Annotated in this window: 19 protein-coding genes; all 19 read right to left on the bottom strand. The window is 36.8% G+C overall.

The genetic code is table 11. The annotated features are described in order from the left end of the window. Positions 1 to 23 precede the first annotated feature (23 nt). Complete coding sequence (locus tag CWR45_RS18125) at positions 24 to 1,475, bottom strand: S41 family peptidase (RefSeq protein ID WP_115751242.1); 1,452 nt, start codon at positions 1,473 to 1,475, stop codon at positions 24 to 26. Positions 1,476 to 2,125: 650 nt separating this feature from the next. Beyond that, positions 2,126 to 3,553 carry a murein hydrolase activator EnvC family protein gene (locus CWR45_RS18120; protein ID WP_115751241.1) on the bottom strand — a complete coding sequence of 476 codons (1,428 nt, stop codon included), beginning with the start codon at positions 3,551 to 3,553 and terminating at the stop codon, positions 2,126 to 2,128. Between the two features lie 126 nt (positions 3,554 to 3,679). After that, the gene (gene ftsX / locus CWR45_RS18115; protein WP_115751240.1) at positions 3,680 to 4,573 is read right to left on the bottom strand and encodes a permease-like cell division protein FtsX; all 894 of its coding nucleotides are present in this window, start codon (positions 4,571 to 4,573) and stop codon (positions 3,680 to 3,682) included. Next, positions 4,563 to 5,249, bottom strand: coding sequence for a cell division ATP-binding protein FtsE (gene ftsE, locus CWR45_RS18110; protein ID WP_115751239.1), 687 nt, complete (start codon positions 5,247 to 5,249; stop codon positions 4,563 to 4,565). The genes ftsX and ftsE overlap by 11 nt, the downstream gene beginning before the upstream one ends. A 355-nt stretch (positions 5,250 to 5,604) precedes the next feature. Next, positions 5,605 to 5,958 carry a cytochrome c551 gene (cccB, locus tag CWR45_RS18105; protein WP_115751238.1) on the bottom strand — a complete coding sequence of 118 codons (354 nt, stop codon included), beginning with the start codon at positions 5,956 to 5,958 and terminating at the stop codon, positions 5,605 to 5,607. A gap of 195 nt (positions 5,959 to 6,153) precedes the next feature. Then, positions 6,154 to 7,255, bottom strand: a protein-coding gene (gene prfB / locus CWR45_RS18100; RefSeq protein ID WP_115751237.1) for a peptide chain release factor 2 whose coding sequence is annotated in 2 segments (ribosomal slippage) — positions 6,154 to 7,182 and positions 7,184 to 7,255 — 1,101 coding nt in all. Because the reading frame shifts where the segments join, the coding sequence is not laid out codon by codon here. A gap of 517 nt (positions 7,256 to 7,772) precedes the next feature. Then, positions 7,773 to 10,283 (bottom strand): preprotein translocase subunit SecA, encoded by a 2,511-nt coding sequence (secA, locus tag CWR45_RS18095; protein WP_115751236.1) that lies wholly within the window; start codon positions 10,281 to 10,283, stop codon positions 7,773 to 7,775. A 644-nt stretch (positions 10,284 to 10,927) separates the two neighbouring features. After that, positions 10,928 to 11,488 carry a ribosome hibernation-promoting factor, HPF/YfiA family gene (hpf, locus tag CWR45_RS18090; protein WP_115751235.1) on the bottom strand — a complete coding sequence of 187 codons (561 nt, stop codon included), beginning with the start codon at positions 11,486 to 11,488 and terminating at the stop codon, positions 10,928 to 10,930. 250 nt (positions 11,489 to 11,738) lie between these two features. Continuing rightward, entirely contained in the window at positions 11,739 to 12,092 is a 354-nt protein-coding gene (fliT, locus tag CWR45_RS18085) for a flagellar protein FliT (RefSeq protein WP_115751234.1), read from the bottom strand. Then, positions 12,092 to 12,493: a flagellar export chaperone FliS gene (gene fliS, locus CWR45_RS18080; protein ID WP_115751233.1), complete on the bottom strand. Its 402-nt coding sequence runs from the start codon at positions 12,491 to 12,493 to the stop codon at positions 12,092 to 12,094. The genes fliT and fliS overlap by 1 nt, the downstream gene beginning before the upstream one ends. Positions 12,494 to 12,601: 108 nt before the next feature. Then, a complete protein-coding gene (locus CWR45_RS18075) occupies positions 12,602 to 14,098 on the bottom strand; it encodes a flagellar hook-associated protein 2 (RefSeq protein ID WP_115751232.1) in 1,497 nt (498 codons plus the stop codon). A 15-nt stretch (positions 14,099 to 14,113) separates the two neighbouring features. Further along, positions 14,114 to 14,494, bottom strand: coding sequence for a flagellar protein FlaG (gene flaG, locus CWR45_RS18070; protein ID WP_245975456.1), 381 nt, complete (start codon positions 14,492 to 14,494; stop codon positions 14,114 to 14,116). Positions 14,495 to 14,593: 99 nt separating this feature from the next. Then, positions 14,594 to 14,818 (bottom strand): carbon storage regulator CsrA, encoded by a 225-nt coding sequence (gene csrA / locus CWR45_RS18065; RefSeq protein ID WP_115751231.1) that lies wholly within the window; start codon positions 14,816 to 14,818, stop codon positions 14,594 to 14,596. Next, positions 14,818 to 15,267, bottom strand: coding sequence for a flagellar assembly protein FliW (gene fliW, locus CWR45_RS18060; protein ID WP_115751230.1), 450 nt, complete (start codon positions 15,265 to 15,267; stop codon positions 14,818 to 14,820). The genes csrA and fliW overlap by 1 nt, the downstream gene beginning before the upstream one ends. 19 nt (positions 15,268 to 15,286) lie before the next feature. After that, complete coding sequence (locus tag CWR45_RS18055; RefSeq protein WP_115751229.1) at positions 15,287 to 15,850, bottom strand: DUF6470 family protein; 564 nt, start codon at positions 15,848 to 15,850, stop codon at positions 15,287 to 15,289. A gap of 76 nt (positions 15,851 to 15,926) precedes the next feature. Next, entirely contained in the window at positions 15,927 to 16,847 is a 921-nt protein-coding gene (gene flgL / locus CWR45_RS18050; protein ID WP_115751228.1) for a flagellar hook-associated protein FlgL, read from the bottom strand. Between the two features lie 10 nt (positions 16,848 to 16,857). Next, a complete protein-coding gene (gene flgK, locus CWR45_RS18045; protein ID WP_115751227.1) occupies positions 16,858 to 18,357 on the bottom strand; it encodes a flagellar hook-associated protein FlgK in 1,500 nt (499 codons plus the stop codon). A gap of 56 nt (positions 18,358 to 18,413) precedes the next feature. Continuing rightward, positions 18,414 to 18,905 carry a flagellar protein FlgN gene (locus tag CWR45_RS18040; RefSeq protein ID WP_115751226.1) on the bottom strand — a complete coding sequence of 164 codons (492 nt, stop codon included), beginning with the start codon at positions 18,903 to 18,905 and terminating at the stop codon, positions 18,414 to 18,416. Between the two features lie 31 nt (positions 18,906 to 18,936). Further along, positions 18,937 to 19,197, bottom strand: coding sequence for a flagellar biosynthesis anti-sigma factor FlgM (flgM, locus tag CWR45_RS18035; protein ID WP_115751225.1), 261 nt, complete (start codon positions 19,195 to 19,197; stop codon positions 18,937 to 18,939). Between the last annotated feature and the right edge of the window lie 33 nt (positions 19,198 to 19,230).

Raw genomic sequence — 19,230 nt, 5'->3', positions numbered from 1 at the left:
CCCCGCGGAATGAATAAGATTACTTATTTATAAATCTCATTTAATGCTGTTTCTAATTGTCGATCATCTTCGCCGCTGCGAATCTTTTCAATAAGTTTTGCTTCAATCATACCTGCTGTCTCCTCATCGACGATTCCAGTAGATTCTATTTTCTGATCTGCTTGGAATTGTTTCACAGCATCTTCCGTTTCCTGATTGAAATAACCATCTGTTCGTCCTGTTTCATATCCGATACCCGTTAACATTAATTGCATATTCGCAATCGTTTCTCCAGTATGGTCCACACTGAGCGGTTCTTCAATTATAATCGGATTTGTATAGAAATACTCAGGCTGTTTAGTATCAATCGTTGGTTCCACACCTTTTTCATTAATCCATTCGCCTTTAGGTGATAGCCATTTATTCATCGTTAGCTTAATCGAACTGCCATCACCTAATGGAATTGCTTGTTGAACTGTTCCTTTACCATAGCTTGTTTGTCCAACAACATCATAGCCTAATTCCTTCATTGCAACTGCCAGTATTTCGGAGGCTGATGCACTTCCTTCATCAATCAGCACACTAATTGGATAGGCTTTCTTTTTATCCAGATCAGAGTAAATTGGTGTTTTTTCTCCATCTTGGTCTTCAATTTGAATATATGGTATATCTTTCGGTACAAATAACTCAAGCATATCCTCAACTACATCTAGCAGTCCGCCTGGATTTCCACGTACATCAATTACCAATCCTTCAATCCCTTCCTCTTCAAGCATGTTCAGCTGATCGGTAAATTCCTTCGCAGTATTCGTAGAGAAATTCGTTACTTCAAGAATACCTGTTTTTTTGCCGTCAATCGTTTCAATTTTATTATAAACGGTTTCGACAGGTATTTCATCACGAGTTATTGTAACTGGAAAAAGCTCAGAAGCCCCTGTTCGTTGAATTTCTAAAACAACCTCAGTTCCTTTTTCACCACGGATTTTAGCAACTGCTTCGTTTAAATTTAACCCTTCCAAGCTTTCACCATCAACTGTTAATACTTGGTCATTCGGTCTTAATCCCGCTTTCTCAGCAGGTGATTCTTTAATTGGTGCCACAATAGTTACAATCCCATTCACCATACTTACCTCAGCACCGATGCCTTCAAACGAGGATTCGATTTGGTCATTGAATTGGCTCATTGTTTCTACATCCATATATGAACTATGTGGATCTTCAAGTGTTGCAAGCATTCCTTCAATTGCACCTTCAATAAGCTGTTTATCTTCCACGTCTTCTAAGTAATTCCCCTTAATTAACGCAAATGCCTGAGTAATCTTTTCTAAGTTCCCTGAGCTTTGAGGTGCTTTTTCACCTGTACTTTCCTTTACTGAAGTATTTGGTATTTCCTCAGATTCTGGCTGCGCAAGCTTCACACCGGAATAAGCACCAGCAAACCCTAGCACTAAGGCTGCGGCTAATAATAAAATGATTTGTGACTTTTTCATCTTCATTCTTCCACCTCGATATCCTTGATTCATATTTAACATTTGTTGCTTATTTACCTACTTACCTATTAGAAACGAGCAATCATGATGGCTCATTTTATGATGTGATATAGAAAAGCATACCATTATCTGCTTCATCTGACTATAATTTTCACTTTGTTATTCAATAAACCTTATTATTTACAAAAGGTGTTTTCTTATAGATTGGGACCTAGATTACACATCTCAGCAAGCATATTCGGTCAAATTGATTATCACAACCTCTTCCGATATATCGCCGGTGCTATTCCCACAGGTGTATCCTGTCCTTCGCTTCATCGGCTATAAGTGGGGATAATCTATTCTATTCTTAATCTCATAAAGAAATCGTTCAATTGTGGGAATTGCATAATCCTAGCGGAGGAAATACACGGAGACTCCTGCGGGAGGAAAGGCCTCGGTGAGACTCAGAAGTGCGATAGCACGAGGAGGCTCACCAGCCGCCCGCGGAAAGCGCAGTGTATTTCCGGAGCGGCATGCTACGAACCAAATATCATCCTAAGTTAGTTCGCAATATTAATTTCAACAAATTTCACGTAATGTGACTGTACAAAAAAGGCATCACAACAAATGTGTGATGCCTTGTAAAATCAATTTATTCAGTTGATAGTCACCTATTAACGAAGATATGATAATGGGTTTACAGGATTTCCATAACCACCAATATGAACTTCAAAGTGAAGATGTGGACCTGTTGAATCTCCTGTATTTCCGGTTGCCCCAATTGCTTCCCCTTGACTTACTGTTTGTCCTGGTGAAACTGAAATTCTACTTAAATGTGCCATAACTGTTGTGTATGTTTTACCATCAATATGGTGGGAAATCATGATCACATTACCGAAACTATTCATATACCTAGCTGTACTTACAACACCATCTGCTGGCGCAACTAATGTTGTACCTGAAGCAACACCGAAATCAATTCCATTATGAGAACCTTGACCACCATAAATTGGATGTATTCTCGGTCCGAATGAAGAAGTAATAGGTCCTGACGCTGGATAAATAAAGATACCACCGCTACTTACATTACTTGATTGATTCGATTGCTTAGGTGGAGTTGGATTTGCTGATGCTATTTTATTAGTTGACTTATCAGATGAAGCTCTCTCAGATGCTGCTCTTTCAGCCGCCTCTTGCTCTGCTGCCGCTTTTTCAGCTGCTACTCTTGCTGCCTCTTCTCTTGCAGCCTGTTCTAATTCACCTTTTTTATTTTGTGCAAGTGCGATTGCTTGTGCTTTAGATATTTCTTCCGCTCGTAAAATTTCTTGTTCATCTTCTAGTGTTAATTTTATTTCTTCCAGTTGTCCATGCTCTTCTTCTAGCTGTGCCATCAATGTAGCTTTTTCATCCATTTGGCCATCTAATTGACCCTTCAATGCTACTAACTCTTGTTTTTGGCCTTCAATCAATTTTTTCTTATCTTCTACAGCTACTTTTTTAACTTCAACTTCCACTTTATTTTCTTCTAATGTCTTTTTATCTGCTGCTTGCTCTTCCATTATTGTTTTATCCTGATCCATAATCGTATTTACCGCTGAAGATCGGCTAATGAAATCCCCGAAACTTTGTGCACCGAACAATACTTCTATGTATTGCATTTCTCCACCATTTTGCTGAATTGTACGAAGACGGTCTTTTAGTAAAACATTGCGTTCTTCAATTCTTTGTTCTAAAACAATAATTTCTTCCTTTAATTTCTCAATTCGACTATTTAAATCTTTTATCTCTTTGTCTGTTTCTTTAATCTCGTTTTCTTTTTCATAAATATCATTGTTCGTCTTAGTCAGTTGTTCATCAATATTACTTATTTCCTGTTCAACCGTTGTTTGCTTGCTCAAATTATCTTGGATTTTACTATCATTATTAGTCTTATCATTCTCGATGTTATTTTTCTTGCTTTCAAGCTCTTGCTTTTCCCGCTCTAGATTATTAATCTCTTTGTCTAAGTCATCGATTGTTTCCGCAGAAAGATAAGGAACATTTGCTGAACTAACGGTAAGAACTAGTCCCGCTACTAAAACATATTTGAAAACCTTTTTCATTGCATTTATTCCTCTTTTCTTTTCATTTTACTTTCGAAATTCTATGGTGATTTACATCATCTGCTATGTATATATTTAATTTATCCCCATCCCTTTCAAAGGGATGGAGGCAATCAATGTTTTCTATTAAACTTTTAAATATTTGCGAATACTCATGACACTACCCCAAACTCCAATAATAGCACCGATAGCTAAAACTAGAAGTGACAGCTGCCATGCAAACGGATTGAACGGCAATAACTCTACAAAACTGAAAGAAATCGTATCAATTACTGCTGAATCCAAGTAATAGTAGCCGCCGAGTACAATTGCAATTGGAATAAACGATCCTAAAACACCTAGCAGTAACCCTTCAATAAAGAATGGCCATCTGATAAATCCATTTGTGGCACCAACAAGTTTCATAATCCCTATTTCCGTACTTCGAGCAATAATTGTTATCTTAATCGTATTCGAAATAAGGAAGATTGCTGTAAATACTAGTGCAACAATCAATGCGATTCCGATTACCCTTGCATAATTATTAAACTCAAATAATTGTTTCACAACATCTTTACCGAAAACAACTTTATTAATGTTATCGAAGGATTGAATCTCTTTTGCAATTTTTTCAGTATCTTGCGGTACTTCAGCTCTGACAACAAATGCGTGATTTAACGGGTTATCCTGTTCAAATAACTCCCATGTTTCCCCTTCTTCACCCATACTATCAATCAAGCCTTGCAATTCTTCATCATTCGAAGAAAACGTGACCGCTTCTACGCCATCTATTTCTTCTAATTGTTTTCCTAAAGCAATTACTTCCTCTTCACTTGTCCCTAGTTCAACCAATGTTTTAATTTCAACGTCATTTTCTATGTTTTTAGCGATCTCATTCAAATTGAGTACCAATGCTAGAAATACCGATACTAAAATTAGTGTGGTTGTCACAGCACCAATTGAAGCTATCGTCATCCAGCCATTACGGATAATATTCCTACAACCTACCCGGATGTGGCGCATTAAAGTTCTAAATTTCATAACCATATTCTCCTTGATCTTCGTCCCTAACAATCATACTGCTTTCAATAGCTATCACGCGTTTTTTCATCGTATTCACAATTTCTTTACTATGCGTTGCCATAATAATTGTCGTTCCATTTGAATTGATATCTTCAAAAGTCTTCATAATTTCCCATGATGTATCGGGGTCCAGATTTCCAGTTGGCTCATCAGCAATTACAATCTGCGGGCGATTTACGATTGCTCGTGCAATCGACACACGTTGTTGCTCTCCACCTGATAATTCACTTGGTATAGAACGGGCTTTATTCTTCAGGCCTACCTCTTCTAAAACGTCCATCACACGCTTACGAATATTAGCTTGGGGCTCTTCAATTACCTCGAGTGCATAGGCAATATTTTCATAGATTGTTAGTTTTGGAAGTAATTTAAAATCTTGAAAGACAACACCAATTTTTCTTCGCAGAAGAGGGATTTGTCTATTTTTCAATTCTGCTAAGTTCATATCATTTATGAGTATTGTTCCACTAGAGGGTTTTTCTTCCCGGTACATTAGCTTAATGAAAGTGGATTTTCCAGCTCCACTTGGTCCAACAATATATACAAATTCACCTTGCTTTATATCAACATTTATTCCGCTCAGCGCAGTCACACCATTCGAGTATGTTTTATATACATCTTTCATTAATATCATATTAGTATCACCTTTTTAGTTTTTTGAAGTTGTTCTCCGATGTTGAATTTCTTGGCTTAGCCAATCCCTTTCAACATTACTACTTTTATCTATGTAGTGAGCGAGTTAGCTTACATTTTGTAAATTTTCCAATGAAAAAGCACCTTCCTTAAAAGTAAAAAGAGGTACTATTTTTCTTACTGTTACAGTATAACATTCTTCTACAAGATTTTTAGACATAAAATTATTACATTTTCATGTCAAAGGAAACATTATTATTAATAGTGTGTAATATTGTCGAATTTTTAGAAAATAAGGAAAAGCTCGGATTGAAGATAACCCTCACCTTCAATCCAAGCTTTTTGATTAAGTACGATTATTGTTTTTCTGCTAACCAATCTGTTAAATTATCTAAATCTTCCCCTGATACACTTTGTGGAGGCATAGTACCTATACCTTTTGTAACTATTTCAGCAATTTCCTCAGCAGAATATTTTGATCCGACTTGAGTTAAGTCAGGACCTACTCCACCTGATAAATCTGCACCGTGACATGACGAACAATTTTGAGCAAATACTGCTTCACCCGCATCTGCATCTACCGTACCACCTTCATTCGTTTCTTCGGTACCATTATCAGTTGCATTCTCAGTTGGCTCTTCATCGCCACCACCGCATGCACCGAGTACTAAGGCTGTCCCAAAAAGTGTTGCGAAAACCCATTTCCTCACTTATTGTCCCTCCCAATGTAAAAATTGAAAACAATATCATATCTATTATACCCCTTTTAATACTATTTTAAAGCTTTTAAAGGCTAACCTACTTTCTAAATAGACTACATGGTTGAAGTTATGTTGTAAGAAAGCTGTTGTAATTCCTAATCATCTTAAAAATGAGAACATCCATTATAGATGCTCTCATTTTTGCTAATTTATTTGTGATCGTAAATATGCGTCGATAAATGGATCAATTTCTCCGTCCATCACTGCCTGCGTATTTCCAATCTCTGTATTCGTGCGATGATCCTTGACCAATGAATATGGATGGAAGACATAAGAGCGAATTTGGCTTCCCCAACCAATCTCTTTTTGTTCACCGCGAATTTCTGCCAGTTCTTGCTGTTGCCTCTCAACTTCCATTTGATATAATTTTGATTTCAGCATTTTCATTGCTGCTTCACGATTTTTAATTTGTGATCGCTCATTTTGACAAGTTACAATCGTATTTGTCGGGAGATGCGTAATCCGAACAGCAGAGTCTGTTGTATTTACATGCTGTCCGCCTGCACCACTTGCACGGTACGTATCAATTTTTATATCCTCGTTCCGCACTTCAATATCAACATCATCTGTCATTTCTGGCGTTACATCACAGGAAACAAATGAAGTATGGCGTCGTCCAGACGAATCAAAAGGTGAAATCCGTACTAAGCGATGGACACCTTTTTCTGCCTTTAAATAGCCGTAAGCATTATGTCCTTTAATAAGTAAAGTAACACTCTTGACCCCTGCCTCTTCACCAGGCAGATAATCCAATATTTCTACTTTAAAGTTTCGGTCCTCTGCCCAACGCTGATACATGCGAAGTAACATTTCAGCGAAATCCATCGACTCTGTTCCACCAGCACCCGGATGTAATTCTAAAATTGCGTTATTTGCATCATATGGATTACTTAGAAGTAATTGTAATTCAAATTCATTCACGTCTTTAATAAATACTGCTAATTCTTTATTAAGTTCCTCAAATAGTTCCTGGTCATTTTCTTCCTTCACTAATTCATATGAAACTTCCAGGTTTTCATATTGCTCTTCTACTTTCTCAAAGTTTTGTATGTCATGCTTAAGAATATTTGATTCACTAATTACTTTTTGTGCGCTATCTTGGTTATTCCAAAAATCAGGATTGGCCATTTCTTGCTCTAATTCTTTTACACGATCCCGTTTGACATCTAAGTCAAAGAGACCCCCTAAAGTCTTCAATCCTTGTAGCTATTTTTTCCAATTCATGTTTGATTTCTACTAATTCCATATTGCTCACCTCTATAATTTATTTTTACCAAAGTTGACCTCGTATAGTTTAATTACTATTTATATAACTGCGAACTACTTTAATGTTGGAAGGATTCACAGGCCAGTCGCTTCAGAAATACACTTCGCGCACCTTAGGGGAGCTGGTGAGCCTTCTTGTGCCGCCGCACTTCGAAGTCTCACCTAGGCTCTTCTTCCCGCAGGAGTCTTCGTGTATTTCTTCCGCTAAGGATAGTGTAAAATCGAAACAAAAGAACGGCAATCCCACTATCTTTGACCGTTTATTATATCGATACTAGAGACTCGTTATTGAATAGCAACAACTGTACGGCTCTTATGTCTTACTTTATATCAACTGCGTAACTTAGCAGATAAGAATATATAAAAGCTTCTCACTTTCTAAGTATAACTACGGCTATTGAGTTTAATTTGATGAAAAAAGCCTAATTCTTTTGCTAACAACTGCTGCCATTGATTAGGAAAGCACTCCTATTTGATATCTGGAGTGCTTTTGCTAACTATTTCCCGTGACAGTTTTTATATTTCTTTCCACTTCCACATGGGCATGGATCATTGCGACCAACCGTTACTGTTTTTACAAATGGCTTTTTGGCTTTTTTCTTTTCTTCCTGCCCGCCAGTAACAGCTGTTGTATTCTTCACAACTTCTTCTCGTTGTAAGTTCTCACGAATTTGAGCTTTCATGATATATTTTGCAACATCATCTTCAATGTTTGCAATCATATCTTCAAACATCGCGAATCCTTCTAACTGATATTCTCGTAAAGGATCGTTCTGTCCATAGGCACGTAAATGAATACCTTGACGAAGCTGGTCCATCTGATCAATATGGTCCATCCATTTAGAATCAACCGTACGTAATACGATTACCTTTTGGAATTCTTGGAATTGATCTGGAGCTAGTTCAGTTGATTTCTCGTCATATTTCTCTCGAACCTTATGCAATATTACTTCAGAAATTTCTTCAGGTGTTTTTCCTTTAACATCATTTACTGAGAGTGCCTCTTGGTCTAATAAGTTACCATGGACATATTCAACAAGTGCTTGTAAATCCCACTCTGCTTCATCACTTTGTGTATGCATGGCAACTGCACGCTGAATAGAAGATTCCATCATACTTTCAATGATTTCACGAATATTTTCGTCTGCATCGATTACCTCGAAGCGTTGTTTATAAATAATTTCACGTTGTTCTCTCAGTACATCATCATAAGATAGAACTGTCTTACGTGCATCAAAGTTATTTCCTTCCACACGTTTCTGAGCAGATTCAACTGCACGGGAAACCATCTTGCTTTCGATTGGTTGCGAATCGTCCATTCCTAATCTTTCCATCATTGTTTTCAGATTGTCTGAACCAAAACGGCGCATTAATTCATCTTCCATCGATAAATAAAATTGCGTAATCCCTGGGTCACCTTGCCGACCTGAACGTCCACGAAGCTGATTATCTATTCGACGAGATTCATGTCGTTCTGTACCGATAACCGCAAGTCCACCTAATTCTCTTACACCTTCACCAAGCTTAATATCTGTACCACGTCCAGCCATGTTAGTCGCAATTGTAACCGCAGATTTTTGACCTGCATTTTCAATAATTTCCGCTTCTCTAAAATGGTTCTTAGCATTTAGGACATCATGCTTGACGCCGGCTTTTTTCAGCAAACTTGAAATCAATTCTGATGTTTCTACAGCAACTGTACCAACTAATACGGGCTGTCCAGTCTTATTCCGTTCTTTAATGCTCTCCACAACAGCACGGAACTTACCTTCCATTGATTTATAAATTAAATCTGGACGGTCATCACGGATGATTGCTTGATTAGTAGGAATTGCAATAACATCCATATTATAAATATTTCTAAATTCCTCTTCTTCTGTTTTCGCTGTACCCGTCATCCCTGACAGTTTGTTATACATACGGAAGAAGTTCTGGAATGTAATAGAAGCAAGAGTCATACTTTCATTTTGAATTTGCAGTCCCTCTTTCGCCTCAATTGCTTGATGAAGACCATCACTATAACGACGGCCCTTCATTAAACGACCAGTGAAAGTATCAACAATCACAACTTCCCCGTCTTCTACCACATAATCATCATCAAGGTGCATCGATACATGAGCTTTTAAAGCCTGATTAATATGGTGGGTTAAGGAAACATGATTCAAGTCAAATAAATTTTCAATCGAAAAATATCGTTCTGCCTTATTTATCCCTTCTTCTGTAAGCTGAACGCCTTTTGTCTTTTCATCATACGTATAATCATCTTCACGTTTTAATGTTGTCACAAAGCTATTTGCTTGCTGATACAAAGATGCTGATTTTTTAGCAGAACCCGAAATAATTAACGGTGTTCTAGCTTCATCGATTAATATAGAGTCAACTTCATCAATAATTGCAAAGTTTAACGGACGTTGTACCATTTGGTTTTTATACAACACCATATTATCCCTAAGGTAATCAAAGCCGAACTCATTGTTGGTACCATAAGTGATATCACAATCATACGCGTCTCGCTTCTCTTCCTTTGATAAACCATTGCCATTTAAACCAACCGTTAAACCAAGAAATTCATAAAGCTCTCCCATTTGTTTTGCATCACGATCAGCTAAGTATTCGTTTACTGTAATAATGTGAACACCTTTACCTGTAATAGCATTCAAATAAGCAGGAAGTGTAGATGCTAATGTTTTCCCTTCCCCTGTCTTCATCTCCGCGATGTTACCCTCATGCAGTGCAATTCCACCCATTAACTGTACACCATATGGTCTCATGCCTAGTACACGTTTTGCTGCTTCGCGAACAACTGCGAAGGCATCCACTAACATATCGTCAATGCTTTCACCATTTGCATACCGTGAACGAAATTCTTCTGTTTTTTGCTTCAGTTCAGAATCCGATAGCTTTTCAATTTCTAGTTCTTTTGCTTCTATTTGATCAACTTGTTTTTGAATTCGGTTAAGTTGCTTTTGATTACCATCGCCGAATATTTTCGTCAATAATCCTGCCATTGTTAACGCTCCTCAATTAAATCGATACTAATACTATTTTCCTCTATAATAATAACACTTTCTCCCAAGAGATGACAACTTGATATACGACATTACAACGTAAGGGAAAGCCTAATTCATCATTTTCTGAAAAAAATTAACAAGAGCAGTCTGGGGATAGACTGCTCTTTACTTTGGGGAATTTCTGAGGAAGTAAGAGGCGATGCTCATGATGTTTTATACTTTTGAATAATATTGCCTCGTTTCTTTTCGTTCTGATAGTTGATTTGAAATTATCCTGTCCGTATCACTCATTTCTATCCCTCCTAGTACTATCAGCTTATTTTTAACACATTATTAGTACTAAAGTCTAATTTGCGTTTTTAAAATTTAGACACTAATTCGACAAGAAATATGATCAAAAACAGCAAATCGCTACCCTTTTTCTTCGATTTAGCCATATATGATTGTTTTATTTTCATAAAAATACAATAATAGTATTTAATTCGACAATTTCCGACAGTCTGTTTAAACCCTTTGTGGTGCATCAGAGTCTAGAAGCTTGTAAAAATTAAATACATATCAAAGATGGACTATATAGATTTGTAAATAAATACAAAAAGACGATCTCCACTTCGGGAGATCGTCTTCCATCTATTATTCTATTATACATTCGGCTCAATTAGACCATATTTTCCATCGCGACGTCGATATACGACATTCGTATCACCAGATTGATCATTCGTATAAACGAAGAATTCATGTCCTAGCATTTCCATTTGTAAAATTGCTTCTTCTGAATCCATAGGTTTAAGATTAAATCGTTTTGTTCGAACTATTTCAATTTCATCTGATTCCTCTTGGACAGCAACTGCTCTTCTTTCATGCTCAATTTGTTCAGCAACCACTTGTTTTGGTGCGCTGTTTTGACGGAACTTACGATTTATTTTTGTTTTGTGTTTACGGATTTGTCTTTCTAATTTATCGACAACTAAGTCAACTGCAGCATATAAATCCAAGTGCTGAACCTCACCACGTAATAATAAATTTGTCATTGGAACCGTTACTTCGATTCTTTGTTCATCATTATAGACACTTAAATTAACATGTACCTCGGATGTAGGGGGTGTATCAAAATACCTTTCAAGTTTACTAATCTTCTTCTCTACGTATTCTCTAATAGCACCTGTAACCTCAATATTTTCACCACGAATGTTAAATTTCATAGTAAGTGCCCTCCTTTAACTATATTATACTACCTTTCCCCCGACTTATCCTTCTTAAACGTGTAAAAAAATTGACAAAATTTGTCCTATTCTTAAAGAAATGTTGATATGGCTAGTTTTTGCGAGTATACACTATCTTAATAAACTTTACAAAAGGCAGAAGATCATCTTGCTGTGGACATGGTATATCTGTAAAAATCGTTTATCTTTAACCTAAGAAAAATCACCTAAATAAATTTAGGTGATTTTCTTATTTCTTCCGATCCATAAACATCCCATCCACTGCTTGCACACTTTTGTATGGGTTAATGTAGGATTGATTCGATTTTTTTTGCTGCTTTACTTGTTTCATTTCCGTTTTAAGATCAGTAAACATCACTTGCATCTTTTTTTGAACAGCTTCATTTATCGGAACAAGCTTTTTTCCAAGATTCTGCTCTTCAGTGGACAAGGGAGCATTTATATTCTCCATTTCCACACCTCTTTTAATTAATATCCGATTCAAATCAGTAATAACTGCTTCTCTCGATTTAGCAGTCATAGGCTCATCTAATAGCTTTTTTAACTCTAAGGTCAAATCGTAAATTGACTCTAATCTGTTCATTAGACCTGAGCGCCTTGAGTATATTGTTTTTGTCTTGTTTTTAAAATAACCTGTTTCCACGTATCGCGAAATTCTGTTACCAATCCAAGTGCTTCTTCTAACAAGCCTGCATCATTTTTTATATTTGCCTCTTTTAATTGGAAATGAATATACTCGTATAAAGGGAGGATTTGATTAGAAATCTCCACTTTTGGATCCAACGTTATCATTAATTCTTGAATAATGTTTTGCGCTTTTTGGATATTTGTATTTTTTGCTTCGTAGTTCTTCGCATGAATCTCTTTCATTGCTTGTTTAATAAATTTCATACAGCCATTATATAGCATCAACGTTAATTCTCCACCTGAGGCGGTAGTTACAGCATTATTTTGGTATGTTTGATATGCTTTGTTTGTCGCCATATTCTTTCACTCCTTTAGAAAATTAGGGGAGCCAATCTTTAGCAAGCACCCTAATTACACTTATCCATTGAGATAGTTTTAAATTTTAAAGCTATAAAAGCAATTTAATTACATACCTCCGCCAAAGCTCATTAGCATAGCGGATTGATTATTCATCATGGAGATTGCTTGCTCCATCGCGGTAAATTGTCTCCAGTAACGATCCTCTATTCGTGTTAAGCGATCCTCGAACGCAGCAATTTGTTCATCAAGACTTTTCATTCTTTTTCCTAATGTATAGTTTTCAAGTGTTGATGTACCTTTACCTGCACGTTCTTCAATTTTACTAACTGTTTGATCAAGCGCATCCTCTAGACGATTTAATAATCCACGGCTAGTGCCTTCACCACTATTTGAGAATAATTTTTGCACACTAGCAGGATCAGATTCTAATGCTGCTTCTAACTTGGTTTTTCCATCCTTATTTAGAGTTTGATCAATCTCTAATTTACCACCATCTAAATAGTCTCTCGTCGTTGTGATTCCTAACTCAGACAGGAATGAAAATGCTCCATCATTTTCAACCTTTTCATACCAACCAGAACGCATGTCAAATAATGCTGTCGTAACAATTGATTCGCCTTTAAGCAATCCGCTCTTCGCTTTTTCTTCCCAAAGCTCAATTTCTTTTTCAGACATTTCTTCTCGCTGTTCATCTGTCAATGGTGGATAGTCACGATATTTCGTTTCAGTTTGAGTACCATTCAGTGCATCTACAAGCTCATTGTATTTCTCTACGAATTCGGTGATTTTTTTAACTGCAGCTCCCGTATCACTCGTAACATTAAGCGATGCTGCACCATTGGTCACACTTTTGAATTCGAATGTGATTCCGTTAAGTGTGTAGTTATTATTCGTTGATTCTAGCTCAACCCCGTTGTTATATTTGAATTTCGCATTTTCCCCACCAATTTCCACTGTTCCAACAAGGTTTAATGCAGAGAAAAATGCGTTATTCTCTAACTTGATTTCTCCACCATTATTTTCATTGTTATTTTTATTAAAGTCACCTGTTCTGGTCGTTTCCATTACCAATTGATTTGATTGTTCATCATAAAACATGCGGACATTATTCGTTTTATCAGCGTTAATTCGCTTCATAACATCATTTAGCGTGTCATCTTCCTTAACTTCAAACTCATGCGTAACTGACTGTCCATCCTTATCATATGTGGAAAAGCTATAAGTTGCAGTTCCTATTCCAATCTCACTTAATTTCATTGTTGGATCAATCTCTAAATTAGCAACTCTCATCGCTGAACTCGCCATTTGTGTTACTTCGATATTATAAGTCCCATTCATCGCACTGCCCGACCCTGTTGCTGTTACTGCACTTTCCTGAGAAGAGCTTACTTTTTTCGTCTCATATGTTTTGCTCATTTTCATATCTAAAATCAATTTATCGAACTCAGCAATTTTCGTATTGATGTCGCGAAAGGCATCGCGCTGCCATTCATATTTCGTTTTATTCTGTTCCATTTTATCGAGGGGCATCCGTTCAGCTGCCATTAATTCCTTAATAATGTTATCTGTATCAATTCCACTTGCAAGGCCACCAATTCTCATTAACATTCACTTCCTTTAAATTCTTTTATCGACTAAAAAGCCCATGAAATCTGCCAGTTCTGCATACATATCTAGCATTTTCTTCGGTGGAATCTCTTTTATTACTTCATGTGTTATCGAATCTACTACTGAAACATAGTATCGATCGAGTTTTTCATGTAGTTCAAATTTAAGATTTGTCCGAATTGGTTGCAGAAATTCATTTAAAGATGCCACTTTTTGCTCGATATCCTGCTTATCAATTTTTGAATCATTTTCTTTAATAGACGTTTTTTCGTTAACATCAACATTGAATGCTTTTATATAATCATCCACAGACTTAGTTGGCTTTGCCCCAAACTCCGCCATACCTACAACTGAATTATTTACCCCACTTATAACATTATCAATTCCCATACTAGTATCCCCCAACACTATTATTTATTTATGTTATCGGCTGGATGTACTAGTATTTAAAGGTTTTTATGAAAAAAGAGAGTAATATTGGCAGAATCATTACTTCTTCGTTTCCTTTAATAAACTCAACAAATCCATTGAAACATTTGCGGCCTCATTATTTTGATTTTGAATATCAACATAAATTTCTTTCCGGTGGATATCAATCGATTTGGGTGCGTCTATTCCTATTTTTATTTGATCCCCTTCAATAGCAAGTATTTTGATTTCTATATCTTCACCAATTTGAATTGCTTCATTACGTTTGCGTGTAAGAACGAGCATTATCTCACCCTGCTTTCATCAATAGCGTCATTTTTAAAGGGAGCTTTCGATGGGTAAGCATCTGTACTTAAAATATATTGCTTTCCATGTTTTTTTGTCGTATTAATAATGATTGGCGCCTTTAGATTTAATGTACTCGTAGCAAATGGATCCTTTAATGTCACAATCGCAAAGACACTGACATCTCTTTCATCTTTTATTTGCAAGGTTTCTAATATATTTTCGTCAAGATTAACTTCATATGACTCATAAATTAAATATGGATTGGTCACGATAAATGCTACATTAGCAGAGTTTGTCGATTGTAATATTTGAAAGACTGGATTGTCAGGTAAATGTAATAAAACAAATTCTAGCTCATCTCCGAATCCCGGTAGACCAGTAGGAAATTGAATAATTTTTTCTGCGTTAATTTCCACTTCACCTAAATATTTTGTTTGAATAAACATACGAACGAATCATCCTTCCTTATTGTTCTAGATTCGTGAAACTAATTTGTAAATCTTCTCGCTGTTTTAAGCTTGTTTCAACCTTACCTGGTTGATAAGTCATGATTGGCTTATTCGGAGTTGCCTCGATTGTCGGCTGGTTTATCTCGACATCGATATGTACCTCTGCTGGCTGATAATTAAATTTTACTGCAAATGGAGATGGGATAAATTTGATCCCTAAGGATTTCGATTGGTCATGACCATTACGAATTGCTTGGTTTATTAATGGAGAACCACCGTTTTCTATTTTCATCAGCTCGGTTCCCTCACTTGCTCTTCTTGCAGTACCCTGGGCGATTGCGCGCATTCCCTCCTCGGCATGTCGTTCATTTCTTTTAAGAATAGACATTAAATTCATATCTTCCCATGCTTTCGATTGGTCAATATCCAGCATAGCAGGTGTTGTCTGGATTGATATTTGTGCTTGCGGTTGATGGATAACTAAATCTGCTTTTGGTTGTTCAATTCGTTGTTTCGCATTTGTAGTATGGATTTGTATTTCTGCATGCTGTGATTGCATGCGAATTTGTGGCAATTGCATAAGGCGAACTTCCTCTCAAAACTTGTTCATTATTAAAACCCTGAACCCTATAATGGGCCAGGGTTATGCTAGTCGTCTATCTGAGAAAATCTAGTAATGTTGGTTGAATAATTCTTGCACCTGCTGAGAGTGCAGCACGATGTAAGCTTTCCTGAGTAATTAATTTTGTAATTACTTCTGCATAATCAATGTCTTCATTGTTCGACATCGTTTTTGTCGCAACAATTTCTTGCTCATTCAAACGATTCTCTACTAACTCTAAACGGTTCATTTTCGCGCCTAAGTCTGCACGTGCATTGATAATATTATTAATACTCAAGTCGATTTCACCCAAGCTCTCATCAATACTGCCAAGCGTTTCATCACCCTCTAGTTTTGTAATAAAATCATCAATAGTCGTAAACAGGTCTTTACCACCATCTCCATTGCCAAAAACCTTATTTCCGTCCACGCTTGCTTGTAAGGTAGAGCCATCAGAAATTTCAATATTTACCGGCTTAAATTGGTAATCAGCTGCATTATACGTAATATCCCAAGTATCTGGATTTCCGCTTATTTTCGTGATAGGTGCTTCAGCTGTATTCGTCCCATTAAAAATATATTTATCATTTACTTTCGTATTGGCTATATCAATTAAGTCTAATTTTATTTGCTTTACTTCTTCAGCTATATTTTTACGTTCATTCTCACCGTACGTATCATTACTAGCTTGTACCGCCAAATCACGTAAACGTTGCATGGCCTGTGTTGCTTGGTTTAATGCTGCATCTGAATTATCATACCAGTTATGTACCTCATTCGTATTCTGCTGGTACTGCTCTACCTTCAATAATTCGGTACGATACCCCATAGCGTTCATCGCAAGTACTGGATTATCAGAAGGCTTGTTAATTTTTTTTCCTGTGCTTAATTGATTCATATACGTATCAAGCTGTGAATAACTATTGGTTAGATTCTTTAACATATTATTCGAAATCATACTCTGTGTTATACGCATAAAATGACACCTACCTTCCTACTAATCCCATATTATTGATTACACGATCAATTAATTCATCATACGCAGTTAAGCTTCTTGCAGCAGCATTGTAGGCATGCTGGAATTTTACTAGATTAGACATTTCTTCATCTAGTGAAACAGAACTTACAGATAATCGCTGGTTTTGCACCTGTGTTAGAAGAATTGCTGTATTATCAGCCATCCGATTCGCTTCACTAGCATTGACTCCCAATTTTCCGATCACAGATTGATAGAAATCTTTTATTGATGTTTCTTCACCATTCGCAAAGTGTAAGTCATCATAAAAGACATCTGCTAAGTCAGTTGCATTTCCACCATCACCTGAGATCCCATCATTGCTTGCTGCAACGAGAGACGGATTCTCCATTATGGATGCGTCAACTTGGATAAGTTTTGCTGCATTTTCAGAGCTTGCTAAATTCTCAAAGAAATTGCGATTCGTGTTTCCATCTAATCCAAAACCAGATTGGTGGACTTCATTAAACGCTGCTGCGAATTGATAAGCCATATCATCTAATGTAGCAATGATATCTGAATAATCTCCTTTAATTTCTGTACCTTCGAAATATCCATACGCTTCAATTAACGCTGCAATTGATCCTTCTTTTGCTGGGGGCATGTCAATCGTTGCTGTTCCATTTGCATCCGTCACGACTAATTTCTCAACCGCATTATAGTTTGCTTCACCATTATTAATCGAAACAGTACTATGTCCGCCGTCCACTCCATTAACTAAAACAACATCGCCCACTTTAATTGTTGCAACTCCCTGTGCAATATCCTTTGCACCAGCACTACTCTCATCATATTGCACACTAATTTCCATCATATTGGACAACTCATCAATTAACAGATCACGTCGATCATAAAGGTCATTCGTTACTAACCCATTTGTTTCTAGCTTCCTTACTTCTACATTAATATCATCGATTTGTCTAAGGATCGAATTAACACTATCCACACTATTATTAAGTTGTTGTTTCAAATCACCTCGAATGGTGTCCAAGGAATTTGATAAATAATGAAAAGTCTCTGCCAATGCTTGTCCACGCTGGACAACGACAGATCTTGCACCTGAATTATCAGGATTGGTCGCTAATCCATTTAATGATTGCCAAAATTGATCCATCGACGCATTAAGTCCTGTTTCAGATGGCTCATTCAATAATACTTCCATCCGACTAAATGCTTCTGTCCTCGTTGACCAATATCCAGAAAGACTGTTCTCTCCGCGAAATTGGGTGTCGAGAAATTGATTTCGTATTCGCTGAACCGACCCAGCTTCAACCCCTGTTCCCATTTGCCCAGGAATTTGCGGACGATTTCTACCAACTGAAGGATATGGTGTTGTCGTTTCAAAGTTTACTCGTTGTCTTGTATAGCCTTCTGTATTCGCATTAGCAATATTATGTCCCGTTGTATACAATGCCGATTGCTGTGTAAATAGTGCCTGCTTAGCCATTTCTAGCCCGTGAAAGGTACTCATTCGATTACTCCTTTAAACCATAAATTTATCTTGTATTTATCTATTTGCTCCTGTACTTATGCCTGTGAATCAAATAAAGACCTAGATGTATCCCCTTTATCTTTGCTCTTATTACCATAATTCAAATTATTAATGGATGGGTTTAACATATCCAATGATAGCTGCACGAATTGCATGGACTGGTTTAACAAAGCTTGATTCAGCTGTTCCTGCTGTTTCAATTTTGTGATTAAATTAGTTAGCTTTGTTGTAATGTCTGCCAACGCCTCTTGCTCCGCTGCGTCTTCGATAGTTTCTAGCATCGTTGTGATAGTTGCTTGCTCCACTGCAATTGCTCTACTTTTTGCCCAAGCTTCAGCACTTTCCTGCCTTTTTGCCTCCACTTGCTCTAGCAATCGAATTTGCTTACGCTCTTTAACAAGTAGCGCCTGTAATTTATCAATAGAACCAACCTTCACGATTTCTGTCTTTTCTTGTGATATTGCTAGCAGCGCTTCATGAACACTCACTAATCTTTCTAATGATTGAATAATTGTTTGTACGGACAATCTATTGTCCTCCTTTTAACACTAAATCGGATTAATTGGACCAAAATTTAACCATCTTGTCCGCTATTCTCTCAGCATCGACTTTATAATCACCAGCTTCGATTGCATTTTTTATTTCTTGAACATACGCAATTCGTTTCGTATTCGGTTTTTCATTTTCTTGTAATTGCTTGGCATGGCTAGATATTTCAACTTGATCCTGCTTACTTATCGTCTTTTTAATCTCTGCTTGCTTCTGGATTATATTTTTATATGGATTAAAATTCGGTTGATTTGGACCGTTTATTTTCATACTAACTCACCCCTCTCAATTTAATTTATCGTG

The sequence above is a fragment of the Oceanobacillus chungangensis genome (assembly GCF_003369565.1).
Lineage (GTDB): Bacteria > Bacillota > Bacilli > Bacillales > Amphibacillaceae > Oceanobacillus > Oceanobacillus chungangensis.
Note: the sequence above shows the minus strand (reverse complement) of the source record. Positions and strands in the feature narration are given on the sequence as shown.

What these genes read in the sequence shown, in the direction of transcription:
- CWR45_RS18125 (WP_115751242.1), bottom strand. Translation starts at nt 1,475, where the DNA reads ATGAAGATGAAAAAGTCACAAATCATTTTATTATTAGCCGCAGCCTTA.
- CWR45_RS18120 (WP_115751241.1), bottom strand. Translation starts at nt 3,553, where the DNA reads ATGAAAAAGGTTTTCAAATATGTTTTAGTAGCGGGACTAGTTCTTACC.
- ftsX (WP_115751240.1), bottom strand. Translation starts at nt 4,573, where the DNA reads ATGAAATTTAGAACTTTAATGCGCCACATCCGGGTAGGTTGTAGGAAT.
- ftsE (WP_115751239.1), bottom strand. Translation starts at nt 5,249, where the DNA reads ATGATATTAATGAAAGATGTATATAAAACATACTCGAATGGTGTGACT.
- secA (WP_115751236.1), bottom strand. Translation starts at nt 10,283, where the DNA reads ATGGCAGGATTATTGACGAAAATATTCGGCGATGGTAATCAAAAGCAA.
- hpf (WP_115751235.1), bottom strand. Translation starts at nt 11,488, where the DNA reads ATGAAATTTAACATTCGTGGTGAAAATATTGAGGTTACAGGTGCTATT.
- fliT (WP_115751234.1), bottom strand. Translation starts at nt 12,092, where the DNA reads ATGAACAGATTAGAGTCAATTTACGATTTGACCTTAGAGTTAAAAAAG.
- fliS (WP_115751233.1), bottom strand. Translation starts at nt 12,493, where the DNA reads ATGGCGACAAACAAAGCATATCAAACATACCAAAATAATGCTGTAACT.
- CWR45_RS18075 (WP_115751232.1), bottom strand. Translation starts at nt 14,098, where the DNA reads ATGAGAATTGGTGGCCTTGCAAGTGGAATTGATACAGATAACATTATT.
- flaG (WP_245975456.1), bottom strand. Translation starts at nt 14,494, where the DNA reads ATGGGAATTGATAATGTTATAAGTGGGGTAAATAATTCAGTTGTAGGT.
- csrA (WP_115751231.1), bottom strand. Translation starts at nt 14,818, where the DNA reads ATGCTCGTTCTTACACGCAAACGTAATGAAGCAATTCAAATTGGTGAA.
- fliW (WP_115751230.1), bottom strand. Translation starts at nt 15,267, where the DNA reads ATGTTTATTCAAACAAAATATTTAGGTGAAGTGGAAATTAACGCAGAA.
- CWR45_RS18055 (WP_115751229.1), bottom strand. Translation starts at nt 15,850, where the DNA reads ATGCAATTGCCACAAATTCGCATGCAATCACAGCATGCAGAAATACAA.
- flgL (WP_115751228.1), bottom strand. Translation starts at nt 16,847, where the DNA reads ATGCGTATAACACAGAGTATGATTTCGAATAATATGTTAAAGAATCTA.
- flgK (WP_115751227.1), bottom strand. Translation starts at nt 18,357, where the DNA reads ATGAGTACCTTTCACGGGCTAGAAATGGCTAAGCAGGCACTATTTACA.
- flgM (WP_115751225.1), bottom strand. Translation starts at nt 19,197, where the DNA reads ATGAAAATAAACGGTCCAAATCAACCGAATTTTAATCCATATAAAAAT.